This is a genomic window from Acetivibrio clariflavus DSM 19732, from assembly GCF_000237085.1.
In the GTDB taxonomy this organism is placed as follows: domain Bacteria; phylum Bacillota; class Clostridia; order Acetivibrionales; family Acetivibrionaceae; genus Acetivibrio; species Acetivibrio clariflavus.
This window is the reverse complement of the sequence record NC_016627.1, coordinates 3,887,195-3,900,375: the sequence shown is the minus strand read 5'-3', so window position 1 is coordinate 3,900,375 and position 13,181 is coordinate 3,887,195. Positions and strand designations below refer to the sequence as shown.

Genomic DNA, 13,181 nt, shown 5'->3' with positions numbered 1-13,181 from the left:
AATCTGATTTTTGTTTTCTTTTTGCTTTGAAAGTTTCAAAATTAGACTATATATTATATGCAGCTATTGAAAGGGCTGCTTTTGAAGTTGTTTTAAGTTTTTAATGGAGGGAAAGAAATTGAAGAATTTTATACGAATATTGAAACAGGGAAAACCTTACTGGAAATATTTGATTATTACTGGCATAAGTTTGCTGGCAATATCCGTACTGAATCTTGTTACTCCCTGGAAGGTAAGGGAATTAATCAATTTATTATCGGAAGAAGATATTGCCGGTAAGATGCCCAGCATACGAAATATTGCACTTATTCTTATTGGCGCATACATAGCCAGAGCGGTATTTACCTATTTATATCGATATCTAAGCCATGTGGCAGCATGGAAGCTGGTTGCAGATATGAGAGTATTGGTATATGAACATTTGCAGAAGTTGTCCTTAAGTTTTTATCAGGATAAGCAGACGGGACAGCTAATGTCGAGAGCGATTAATGATACAGCAGCATTAGAGGTCCTTATAGCCCATGCTGTTCCCGATCTTGTGACAAATATACTTATTCTTGCTGGAACCGGGACTTTGCTGTTTGTAATTAATCCGCTTTTGGCAGCCCTTACTCTTATTCCCATACCTTTTTTGATCTTTGGCGGAATATTTTTTGTAAAAAAAATACAGCCCAATTTCAGAAAGGCCCAGGCTACTTTGGGAGACCTGAATGCTGTAGTGCAGGACAATATATCCGGTATGAAAGAAATCCAGGTTTTTAACCAGCAGAAAAGGGAAAGCAAAAGAGTTGAGAAAAGAGCAAGAAAGTATACATCTTCGATACTAAGGGCTTTAAAGCTTTCTGCTATATTTCATCCCGTTGTTGAAATGGTAAGTTCATTAGGAACAGTTATTGTTGTTGGATGCGGGGGATTGCTTGCTGTAAGGAATTATGTTTCGGTAGCGGATATTGTAGCATTTATAATGTTTCTAAGTCTTTTTTATCAGCCAATTACTACACTCGCAAGGGTAATTGAAGATTTACAGCAGGCTGCGGCAGGAGCCGAAAGAATTTTCGAACTTTTGGATACCCAGCCTGATATTGTTGACAGTAAAGGTGCAAGAGATATTGGCCGGTCAAAAGGTGAAATTACCTTTAAAGATGTGAGTTTTCATTACATTCCTGAAAGCCCGGTACTTAAAAAAATCAGTTTTACGGCAAAACCAGGGAAAATGATAGCTTTAGTAGGTCCTACCGGGGTTGGGAAGACTACCATAATAAGCCTTATAGCACGGTTTTATGATCCGACAGAGGGACAAATACTTCTTGATGGCATAAATTTAAAAGATATGACAGTAGCTTCTCTCAGAAACCAAATCAGCATTGTGCTTCAGGATATATTTCTGTTCAATGGAAGTGTGGCTGAAAATATTGCCTACGGAAGTAAAGAGGCTTCCTTTGAAGATATAGTCAGAGCTGCAAAAATAGCAAGAGCACATGATTTTATTATGGATTTGCCACAGGGGTATGATACGGTCATAGGTGAGAGAGGAGTAAAACTTTCAGGGGGGCAAAAACAGCGTCTTTCCATAGCGCGAGCTGTTCTTCGTGACACTCCCATTTTGATATTGGATGAAGCAACCTCATCAGTTGATGTTCAGACAGAAATTGAGATTCAACAAGCTATACAGGAACTGGCAGGAAGTCGGACCATTATTGTCATTGCCCACAGGCTTTCTACAATTAAACAGGCTGATCAGATCCTGGTATTGAAAGATGGGGAAATTGTTGAGTCAGGAACCCATGAGGAACTTATCAACCAGGATGGATTGTACAGTCAGCTTTGTGAAGTGCAATTTGGAGCTTAGAAATTAGAAGTTAGAGGTTGGAGGTTAGAAGTTAGAGATCAGAGGTTAGAGGTTGGAAAAGGTATAAAAGGGACAGGGGAGGTTGGATTTAAGTCTGAAATATCAGACTCTGAACCTATATCCTGCTCCCCAAACCGTTTCTATATATTGAGGGTTGGAAGGATCTGCTTCGATCTTTTCCCTGATTCTTGCAATGTGTACAGTAACAGTGGCAGCATCACCTAAAGAGTCCAATCCCCATATACGTTCAAAAAGTTCCTCCCGGCCAAATACTCTATTGGGGTTTTGAACAAGAAATAAAAGAAGTTCATATTCTTTTTGTGCCATATTGATTTCCTTACCGTTTACAAATACTCTTCTGGAGTCTTTTTGGATTTCAAGTCCTCTTACACTAACGATCTCAAGTTGGTTTTTATCTGAGTATTTGCTTTTTAGTCTTTCATACTTTGATATATGGGCGTTTACCCTGGCTACCAGTTCTCCCGGACTGAAAGGTTTGGTTATATAGTCATCTGCCCCGAGGCCAAGTCCTCTTATTTTGTCAATTTCCTCTTTTTTTGCTGACACAAGTAAAATGGGAATATCCTTTGTGTCTCTGATTTGTCTGAGTATTTCAAAGCCATCTATACCGGGAAGCATAATATCCAAAATCAATAAGTCAAATTCTTCTTCTTTTATGCAATTTAAGCCGCTTATACCATCGTTGCATATTTTAACTGAAAAGCCGTTTATCTCTAAATAGTCTTTTTCAAGTTCGCCTATACTCTGGTCATCTTCGACAATAAGTATTTTTTTCATTTACAATCCTCACTTTCCTGTATTTTTTTTAAAGATATCATTATGCTTGTTCCTTCATTTTCAATACTTCTGGCCCATATTAGACCGCCATGTTCTTCAACAATATGTTTTGCTATGGCAAGACCTAAACCGCTTCCTTTTATTTTGCTTCTTGCGGTATCGGCACGGTAGAAGCGGCTGAATATATGAGGCAAGGCTTCTTTGGGAATACCAGCACCATTGTCGGAAATTTCAATTATTACCGTTGTGCTGGTTTCTCTAAGGATGATTTGGATTTTTCCTTCACTTTTGTTCATATATTTCTTTGAATTGTCTATAATATTGGTAATAACCCGTCTGAGCCTTTCTCTGTCAATCATGGCGTAGGTTTCTTTAACAAGATTGTTTTGAAATTCCAATTTTATATTATGTTTTTCCAGTTCCGGTTCGTTTTCCATTATACAATATTCAAAGTATTTAACAACATCGGTTTTTTCGAAGTTAAAGGGAATCTGCTTTAAATCAAGTTTTGAATATAACAGTAAATCATCAATCATTGAATCTACCTGTACAGCTTTTGAATGTATGGTGCGAAGGTATTTTTCAACTTTTTCAGGAGTATTGGCAACACCATCTAAAATACCTTCTACATATCCTTTTATAGAGGTTATTGGTGTTTTTAAATCGTGGGAAATACTTGAAACAAGCATTTTTCTGTTATCGTCATATTTCATCTGTGTATATACCGATTCTTTAAGTTTAAGCCTCATTTGTTCGAAAGATTTACACAACTCTCTGATTTCCTGATCTCCATCCTCAATAACTTCATAATCGAGATTGCCAAGACTTATTTCACCGGCAGCACGTTGAAGTTTTTTAAGAGGTGCCAGGATTGCTTTTGAGGAATTAATTGAAACAAGTACATTGATTATTAAAAAAGAAACAAAGAAAACTCCCATAGAAAAATACAAAAGTTTTTTTGAAGCGGAAGTTTCTTTATCTACCGGGGCAAGAAGTATAGTCCAGCCGTCACTTCCGTCGCTGTATATTAATGGTATGACTTTTACTATATAAGGACCGTCATTTAATTTTACCGAATTGTTCAGCAGGTTTTTCTTTTTTGCCTCAAGGCATTTTTCTATTTCTATAGGATTTATAGATTTCGTTGAAAAAACAACATCATACTTTTTTAATACTACAATATAAGCATTTAATTTGTTCAGCCTTTCTGAAAGATACTGCTGGAAATCCTTTTGCAAGAGTCTTTCAGGATTTCCTTTCAATAAATTATCGTCAGCGGTAAAAAATTCATACTGTAAGTCTGTGAGCTTTTTGATGCTATCGTAATTTAAATCTACTTTGAAGATATAAGAACTTATAAAAATAAACACAAAAGAAGCAATAATGGCTATCAAAAACGGTATGGCTACTATTGCGGCATTTTGCAAAATTAAACGCTTTTTTAGACTCATAAGTTCACCTGTAAAATTTGATATATACATTGTTATAGATCTCTTTTATCAAATAAGTAGTAACCTGCTGTAAAGAACATTATACCATATCCCAGCATAATTAAAAATTCTCTTGTAATTTTTGGAATAAGCGTTACACCCGATACCCAATGAATATACCAATCAAGCATTGAAGTTATAAACAGACTGGAATAAGGAGATAATATTTTACCCATTATAAAGCTGATTAAGTAGAGCATTACTGAAAGGAAAAAAACAGCAGTACCGCTTTTAAAAATGTTTGAAAAAAATACTACTACCAAAGCGAAGACCATGATGGGTAAAAGAGTAACAATATAAGAAATAACGATTCTTATTATACCGATAAAACTAATGGATGAAAAATTGCATATTAATCCGGCAACGGTAGATAAAAACATAACGGATAAAAGATTAATAAGAACAAATATGGCAATAACCGTTACTTTGGCTGAAAATATTTTAAACCTCGATACCGGTCTGGTAAGTGTTATCTTCATTGTGTTGTGAGAGAACTCACCTGCAAATAAGTCTATTGCTACAAGTGTTGTAAATAATGGAAGCAGTGTGATTGACAGCACCGACAAAACCGATATCGGAAAAATTGTACTTTCTTTAAAAACACCAACTCCTACAGTACTCATCCCAAAGGATATTAGTTTCCCAATTAATATTACGGCTATCGATATAATTAAAATAACTATCATTTTTTTCTTTTTGTACATTTTTTCCAATTCGTTTATAATTGTTGCTTTATATCCTCCCATTTTTATCAACCTCACTAATAAAATAATTTTCAAGTGTTGCGTAATTAGACAGAATATTTTGCATATAGTCCACATTTAAAAGCTTGCCCTCATAGAGTATTCCGATTCTGGTACATGTAAGTTCCACATCATGTATAAGATGACTTGATATGAAGAAAGTTGTTTTTTCTGTTTCAGCCAATCTTTTAATCAGTTTTCTTATCTCAATCATACCTTCTACGTCCAGGCCATTGAGAGGTTCGTCCAGAATAACCAGATCAGGCTTTGAGAGAATGGCTGCAGACAGACCCAGACGTTGCTTCATTCCTAATGAAAAATTTTTTGCTTTTTCGTTTCGGTATTTTGATAACCCTGTAAGTTCCAGAACTTCATTTATTCTGTCATCGCCAATATTTTTATAATATCTTGAGAAAAGCTTTAGATTTTCATATGCAGTCAAATAGGGGTAGGATTCTGCTGTTTCGATAATGCAGCCCACACGTTCCATGGCTTTTTCATATTCATCAACAATATTATAGCCAAAAAGTTTAACTGTACCGCTATCAGCTTTCATAAGGCCGGTCATAATTTTCATTGCAGTTGTTTTTCCCGAGCCATTTGGGCCTAAAAATCCGAAAATATCACCTTTATAAATATCAAGATTGAGATTTTGGATTCCTCGCCCATTTTTATATATTTTTGTAAGTTCTTTTATTTCAATAACCTTTTCCATTAATGTACCTCCGCATTGATTTGAGATTAGCAATTTATTCGGGCAATTTGCAGTATCATTAAAAAATAAAATTGAGCTTTAAGGGGCCGGTTTGCAATATTTCGATTTTTAGCCCCTTAAGCTGAAAATTGATTATGTTACAATGTATTTTTCCTCTTAATCAGGTATTAAGGTTTTGTGACTCAATTTCAAATCTTATTAATCGGAAAAGAGGAAAACTGTGATGTTTAATATTTCCACATTACAGTAATTAGTCTTCAAATACTCTTATAAAAGTGCCATCACTATATGTTATTATTGAATTAGTTTTGTATATTATCGTATTATTGCTGTGTTGTGAATAAATATTAAAATTAATCATACTTGAGTTGTCTTCAAAGTCAATAGTTACCGTTTTGCTGTTACCTTGATCGGAAGCCAATTTGTACTGAGCATAGTTATATCCTAATATTTTTGCTTCAAAGTCGAATTCCAATTTGTCTTTAGCATATTCGGCATACTCCGCCTTATATGTTTCGTAATATTTTCCTGAAACGTTCTCATCGTCAATATTATCAATTTCAAGGACTCTTTCACCAATTTTTATAAAAGCGTTGTCCTTGACAATAACTATATCCTGTTTGTATTTACCGATATATTTTTGAGCCGATACCTTATCAAACAGTCTGTTTGCGTAACTCTTTTCAACGATTTTTCCGTTAAGATCCGGTTTGGCAACAACAGTAGAGTTTATATCGTAGATTTTTATTAATACTTCGATAGTAAAATCATAAGACTTTCCTGCCTCATCTTTTCCGGATACAATACATGAACCGTAGATTCTTTCAAGGATTCCATCTTTATTTACGGAAGCTTTTCCGGTAATCCTTTTTATAAAGACATCATTTTGAATTTCGGGGAAATCATCATAAGTACGCATACCTACGTCAGGTATAGTACGTTTGAATACGAAGGATAATATGGCATTGACCAGAGCAGGAATTTGGGCATTGTCTAATGAGCCTGAAAATTCTTTGCTTCCATCAATTTGATTTTCAACTATTACATAATCTTTAAGATTTCCTACACCGGCATCAATGATTTTTTCTATATCTTTCATTTCATCATCTTCAAAAATGTCTTCGAATGGTGGAACTCCTTCATTTTCTTTTCCATATTCAAAGACAGAATAAGTATCATTCCATGGATTGTACGATATATGGCAGTATTTGTCGGAATAGGATTCGTATTTATCGGTATTACCGTTGCTATAAGTTTGGATTGACTTAGATTCCGAAGCGCCCGATACATTGTCATACTTTTCGGTACGAACAGAAGTAAATAGAACTTTTTCGTTTGTTTTTAAAGTGATGGACGTTTGGGCTGTAAAACTTTCAAGGGTATTGCTGCATGATTTTGATGTGTATTTTATTGCCTGTTTCAGCTGATCATAGCCTGATGTGGACATTATATCTGCAAAAGCTGTTGTAACAAGCAATGCTGCTCCTAACGTAAAGCTTAAAGCCATCATCAACTTTTTGTTTTTTATCATCGTATATCTCTCCCATAAATAAATTTAGGAAGTACTTCCTACATGATAATTGTAAAATGCATATATTGATTCTAAATAAAGTGTATATAAACAAATTATAAACATTTATTTCTAAAAAATAAATAAAGCAAGAAGAATAGAATTGCTTTTTCTTATCAATTGGATTTTTGAAGGTAATCTTTAATGATTCATTGAGAAATAACTTTTTTATCTATTTGAGTAGAAAAATTAATACAAGATAATTCTCTTTGCAATGACTGGGTTGTTATAAAGAGAATACTTGTCATTTATTCGCCTATATATAATAGAAGTACTTTTTTGTAAGCAATACCAAAAATAAATTTTTGCGGATTTTAAAGTATTGTGTAGAATAATGACATATTTTGAAGCATATTGAGGGTAAATTGCTCTAGATATAAAATTTAAGCATAGATAGGGATTGAATGTATGTGAAATGGGTGATATATTATTAAAGCTGTCGCCGATACCGACCGCGAAATTACTTAAGAAGCAAGACAGAAAGCCGGTTGGAGGTCAATACGAAAAATTAAAAAAAGTGTTGACAAAGATGAAGCGACATGTTAACATAAGATTCCGCGCCGATGAGGCGATGGATATGGACTTTGAAAAGTGAACAGTGTAAGACAAGGAAAGGAACTCGTTAATTTAATGAGTAACTTGCGAGATATACGCGAGTAAGTAATTTGGAGCCAAAAGGCTTTCTAAAGAGATTAATACGTAGCTGTAGAGATACAGCGAAGTAGATAAAGTTTTTTTAGAGAGTTTGATCCTGGCTCAGGACGAACGCTGGCGGCGTGCCTAACACATGCAAGTCGAGCGGTCCTGCATTCAACATTGAGTATTCAGCTGACGTTGGAGATTGAGCCGGCGTCAAGCAGAAACAACCATATACTATGATATGTTTAAAGTTTCTGCTTCACGCTGAATAAAGTGCCAACACAAAAAGGAGCTGAGTATTGAATGTTGAATGCAGGATAGCGGCGGACGGGTGAGTAACGCGTGGGTAATCTGCCTCACACAGGGGGATAACACTGGGAAACTAGTGCTAATACCGCATAACATAACGAGGTGGCATCACTTTGTTATCAAAGGAGCAATCCGGTGTGAGATGAGCCCGCGTCCGATTAGCTAGTTGGTGAGGTAACGGCTCACCAAGGCGACGATCGGTAGCCGAACTGAGAGGTTGATCGGCCACATTGGGACTGAGACACGGCCCAGACTCCTACGGGAGGCAGCAGTGGGGAATATTGCGCAATGGGGGAAACCCTGACGCAGCAACGCCGCGTGAAGGAAGAAGGTCTTCGGATTGTAAACTTCTTTGGTTGGGGACGATAATGACGGTACCCAAGGAACAAGCCACGGCTAACTACGTGCCAGCAGCCGCGGTAATACGTAGGTGGCGAGCGTTGTCCGGAATTACTGGGTGTAAAGGGCGCGTAGGCGGGGATGCAAGTCAGATGTGAAATTCCGGGGCTCAACCCCGGCGCTGCATCTGAAACTGTATTTCTTGAGTGCTGGAGAGGAAAGCGGAATTCCTAGTGTAGCGGTGAAATGCGTAGAGATTAGGAGGAACACCAGTGGCGAAGGCGGCTTTCTGGACAGTAACTGACGCTGAGGCGCGAAAGCGTGGGGAGCAAACAGGATTAGATACCCTGGTAGTCCACGCCGTAAACGATGGATACTAGGTGTAGGAGGTATCGACCCCTTCTGTGCCGGAGTTAACACAATAAGTATCCCACCTGGGGAGTACGGCCGCAAGGTTGAAACTCAAAGGAATTGACGGGGGCCCGCACAAGCAGTGGAGTATGTGGTTTAATTCGAAGCAACGCGAAGAACCTTACCAGGGCTTGACATCCCTCTGACAGCTCTAGAGATAGGGCTTCTCTTCGGAGCAGAGGAGACAGGTGGTGCATGGTTGTCGTCAGCTCGTGTCGTGAGATGTTGGGTTAAGTCCCGCAACGAGCGCAACCCTTGTTGTTAGTTGCCATCATTAAGTTGGGCACTCTAACGAGACTGCCGGTGATAAATCGGAGGAAGGTGGGGACGACGTCAAATCATCATGCCCCTTATGTCCTGGGCTACACACGTACTACAATGGCTGCTACAAAGGGAAGCGAGACCGTGAGGTGGAGCAAATCCCCAAAAGCAGTCCCAGTTCAGATTGCAGGCTGAAACTCGCCTGCATGAAGTCGGAATTGCTAGTAATGGCAGGTCAGCATACTGCCGTGAATACGTTCCCGGGCCTTGTACACACCGCCCGTCACACCATGAGAGTCTGCAACACCCGAAGTCAGTAGTCTAACCGAGAGGAGGGCGCTGCCGAAGGTGGGGCAGATGATTGGGGTGAAGTCGTAACAAGGTAGCCGTATCGGAAGGTGCGGCTGGATCACCTCCTTTCTAAGGAGTAGGATGATACTTAAAGGTATCACTACTTATGGTCGATATCGGTTGTGAGACAGCCGATAGAGGGTTTCTTTCCTTACACTGTTTAGTTTTCTAAGCCCATAGAGCTTAGAGATGATGTACCTTGAAAAATATATAATGTCAGATAAAGCAAGATGAGAAGAAAAGAGGGTAACTAGTACAGAAAGAAGTACGTAGTGACTCTTAGGATAAACTCATTAAGATGGTAGAAGGGATTCACAAGGAGAACCGAGGAAGGTCAAGCTACTAAGAGCATAGGGTGAATGCCTAGGCACCAGAAGGCGAAGAAGGACGTGGTAAGCTGCGAAAAGCTGCGGTGAGGCGCAAACAGCCATCGACCCGCAGATGTCCGAATGGGGGAACCCACCTGAGGTAAATGCTCAGGTACTGCTACATGAATCCATAGTGTAGCAGGGCGAGACGTGGGGAACTGAAACATCTAAGTACCCACAGGAAAAGAAATCAACCGAGATTCCGTAAGTAGTGGCGAGCGAAAGCGGAAGAGCCCAAACCAATCTATAGCAATATAGGTTGGGGTTGCGGACTGGCGAAATGATTCTCTGAGCTTAGCAGAAGTAACCAGGAAAGGTTACACCATAGAGGGTAAAAGTCCCGTATGCGAAAAGTGAGGAGACAGGCCAGGATCCAGAGTACCACGAGGCACGTGAAACCTTGTGGGAAGCAGGGGGGACCACCCTCCAAGGCTAAATACTAACTGGTGACCGATAGTGGAGAAGTACCGTGAGGGAAAGGTGAAAAGAACCCCGGGAGGGGAGTGAAAGAGAACCTGAAACCCTATGTTTACAAGCAGTTGGAGAGCGTTAAGGCTCGACAGCGTACTTTTTGTAGAACGGTCCGGCGAGTTATTGTATGTGGCGAGGTTAAGTACTGAAGGTACGGAGCCGAAGGGAAACCGAGTCTGAAGAGGGCGTAAAGTCGCATGCAATAGACCCGAAACCGGGTGACCTATCCATGGACAGGTTGAAGCGAGAGTAAAGTCTCGTGGAGGACCGAACTCATAACCGTTGAAAAGGTTTGGGATGAGCTGTGGATAGCGGAGAAATTCCAATCGAACTCGGAGATAGCTGGTTCTCCCCGAAATAGCTTTAGGGCTAGCCTCAAGTATGTCTAACGGAGGTAAAGCACTGAATGGGCTAGGGGCCTTACCGGGTTACCGAACCCTATCAAACTCTGAATGCCGTATAGATTTAGCTTGGGAGTCAGACTACGAGAGATAAGTTCCGTAGTCGAGAGGGAAACAGCCCAGACCATCAGCTAAGGTCCCAAAATCACAGTTAAGTGGGAAAGGATGTGGGTTTGCTAAGACAACTAGGATGTTGGCTTAGAAGCAGCCATTCATTCAAAGAGTGCGTAATAGCTCACTAGTCGAGTGAACCTGCGCCGAAAATGTCCGGGGCTCAAACTGTGTACCGAAGCTGTGGCTTGCTGGAGGTTAGAAGTGAGAAGTTAGAGGTTAGAAGAGTGAGAGGAGTATCATGATGATAAAATCGTATAAAGATTTGGAAGTATATAAAGAGTCATACTCCTTAACAATAACTATAATGAAGATGACGCTCAAATATCCTGAGCATGAAAGGTATGAGTTGGTAAGCCAGATAAGGCGAGCTGCGATATCAATACCGTTAAATATAGCAGAAGGATATGGGCGAAAGGAATCTGTATCAGATTTTAAAAGATTTCTAAAAATGACATTAGGTTCGTGTAATGAAGTTGTGGTGTTATTGGATATGAGCAAAGACTTAGAATACATCACAAATGAAGAACACAAAGAATTAGTGGAAAGATATGATGTTTTAGGAAAGAGGATAAATACACTGATACAGAGATGGGAATAATCTAACGTCTAACATCTGACTTCTAACTTCTAGCAGGGGTAGGGGAGCTTACTATGGTAGGTAGAAGCATGACCGGAAGGACATGTGGACGAGATAGTAGTGAGAATGCCGGAATAAGTAGCGAGAGTGAAGTGAGAATCTTTACCGTCGAAAATCTAAGGTTTCCTGGGGAAGGTTCGTCCGCCCAGGGTAAGTCGGGACCTAAGCTGAGGCCGAAAGGCGTAGGCGATGGGGAACAGGTTGAAATTCCTGTACTACCGCTGCTCGTTTGAGAGAAGTGGGGACGCAGGGGGATAGGTCAAGCGAGTGACTGGAAGAGCTCGTCCAAGCGGCAAGTAGAGTCCGGTAGGCAAATCCGCCGGATGATTATGAGCCGTGACGGGGAGGGAAAATATAGTACCGAAGTGACCGATTTCGCACTGACGAGAAAAGCCACTATCGAGAGTAGAGGTACCCGTACCGCAAACCGACACAGGTAGATGAGGAGAGAATCCTAAGACGAGCGGGAGAAGCGTTGTTAAGGAACTCGGCAAATTGACCCCGTAAGTTCGCGAGAAGGGGTGCCTGTGAGAGCAGGCCGCAGAGAATAGGCCCAAGCAACTGTTTATCAAAAACACAGGTCTCTGCTAAATCGAAAGATGAAGTATAGGGGCTGACGCCTGCCCGGTGCTGGAAGGTTACGGGGATCTGTTAACGGAAGTGAAGCAGTGAACTTAAGCCCCAGTAAACGGCGGCCGTAACTATAACGGTCCTAAGGTAGCGAAATTCCTTGTCGGGTAAGTTCCGACCCGCACGAATGGCGTAATGATTTGGGCACTGTCTCAACAACGTACCCGGCGAAATTGTAGTACTTGTGAAGATGCAAGTTACCCGCGACAAGACGGAAAGACCCCATGGAGCTTTACTGTAGCCTGATACTGGGTTTCGGTATTCTTTGTACAGGATAGGTGGGAGATAGGGAAGTGTGGACGCCAGTCTGCATGGAATCGCCGTTGGGATACCACTCTAAGGGTACTGGGACTCTAACCTGAGGCCATGAGCTGGTCTAGGGACACTGTCAGGTGGGCAGTTTGACTGGGGCGGTCGCCTCCTAAAAGGTAACGGAGGCGTCCAAAGGTTACCTCAGCGCGGTTGGAAATCGCGCATCGAGTGCAAAGGCATAAGGTAGCCTGACTGTGAGACAGACAAGTCGAGCAGGTACGAAAGTAGGGCTTAGTGATCCGGCGGTAAGAGAGTGGAATTGCCGTCGCTCAACGGATAAAAGCTACCCTGGGGATAACAGGCTGATCTCCCCCAAGAGTCCACATCGACGGGGAGGTTTGGCACCTCGATGTCGGCTCATCGCATCCTGGAGCTGAAGTAGGTTCCAAGGGTTTGGCTGTTCGCCAATTAAAGCGGTACGCGAGCTGGGTTCAGAACGTCGTGAGACAGTTCGGTCCCTATCTGTCGCGGGCGCAGGATATTTGAAGGGATCTGTCCTTAGTACGAGAGGACCGGGATGGACGAACCTCTGGTGCACCAGTTGTACTACCAAGTGCACAGCTGGGTAGCCAAGTTCGGACGGGATAAACGCTGAAAGCATCTAAGCGTGAAACCCACCCTAAGATGAGATATCCCACCGAAAGGGTAAGACCCCATGTAGACTACATGGTTGATAGGCCAGGGGTGTAAGTACAGTAATGTATTTAGCTGACTGGTACTAATAGGTCGAGGGCTTGACCAAATTAGAAGTTAGAGGTTGGAAGTTGGAAGAT

General features: G+C 40.7%; 7 protein-coding genes and 2 rRNA genes. 4 read left to right on the top strand and 5 right to left on the bottom strand.

Going from position 1 to position 13,181, the window contains the following annotated elements; genetic code table 11:
• Positions 1–118 precede the first annotated feature (118 nt).
• Positions 119–1,849, top strand: a complete 1,731-nt coding sequence (locus CLOCL_RS16265; protein WP_014256354.1) for an ABC transporter ATP-binding protein — start codon at positions 119–121, stop codon at positions 1,847–1,849.
• Between the two features lie 102 nt (positions 1,850–1,951).
• Here CLOCL_RS16265 and CLOCL_RS16260 read toward each other — a convergent pair whose 3' ends face one another.
• From CLOCL_RS16260 to CLOCL_RS16240, 5 genes are all read right to left on the bottom strand, one after another.
• A complete protein-coding gene (locus tag CLOCL_RS16260) occupies positions 1,952–2,647 on the bottom strand; it encodes a response regulator transcription factor (RefSeq protein WP_014256353.1) in 696 nt (231 codons plus the stop codon).
• A complete protein-coding gene (locus CLOCL_RS16255) occupies positions 2,644–4,098 on the bottom strand; it encodes a sensor histidine kinase (protein ID WP_041715790.1) in 1,455 nt (484 codons plus the stop codon). Before CLOCL_RS16255 ends, CLOCL_RS16260 begins: the two co-directional genes overlap by 4 nt.
• Before the next feature lie 32 nt (positions 4,099–4,130).
• Positions 4,131–4,883, bottom strand: coding sequence for an ABC transporter permease (locus CLOCL_RS16250; protein WP_014256351.1), 753 nt, complete (start codon positions 4,881–4,883; stop codon positions 4,131–4,133).
• The gene (locus CLOCL_RS16245; RefSeq protein ID WP_014256350.1) at positions 4,870–5,595 is read right to left on the bottom strand and encodes an ABC transporter ATP-binding protein; all 726 of its coding nucleotides are present in this window, start codon (positions 5,593–5,595) and stop codon (positions 4,870–4,872) included. The genes CLOCL_RS16250 and CLOCL_RS16245 overlap by 14 nt, the downstream gene beginning before the upstream one ends.
• Before the next feature lie 250 nt (positions 5,596–5,845).
• Positions 5,846–7,126, bottom strand: a complete 1,281-nt coding sequence (locus CLOCL_RS16240) for a hypothetical protein (protein ID WP_014256349.1) — start codon at positions 7,124–7,126, stop codon at positions 5,846–5,848.
• Between the two features lie 454 nt (positions 7,127–7,580).
• On the opposite strand from CLOCL_RS16240, the gene CLOCL_RS16235 reads away from it, so the two are divergent.
• The 3 genes from CLOCL_RS16235 (at position 7,581) to CLOCL_RS16225 (ending at position 13,150) form a co-directional block, all read left to right on the top strand.
• Positions 7,581–7,760 carry a hypothetical protein gene (locus CLOCL_RS16235; protein ID WP_041715225.1) on the top strand — a complete coding sequence of 60 codons (180 nt, stop codon included), beginning with the start codon at positions 7,581–7,583 and terminating at the stop codon, positions 7,758–7,760.
• A gap of 138 nt (positions 7,761–7,898) precedes the next feature.
• A 16S ribosomal RNA gene (locus CLOCL_RS16230) occupies positions 7,899–9,544 on the top strand.
• Between the two features lie 263 nt (positions 9,545–9,807).
• Positions 9,808–13,150, top strand: a 23S ribosomal RNA gene (locus CLOCL_RS16225).
• Together the 16S and 23S rRNA genes form the textbook arrangement of a ribosomal RNA operon.
• Positions 13,151–13,181 lie beyond the last annotated feature (31 nt).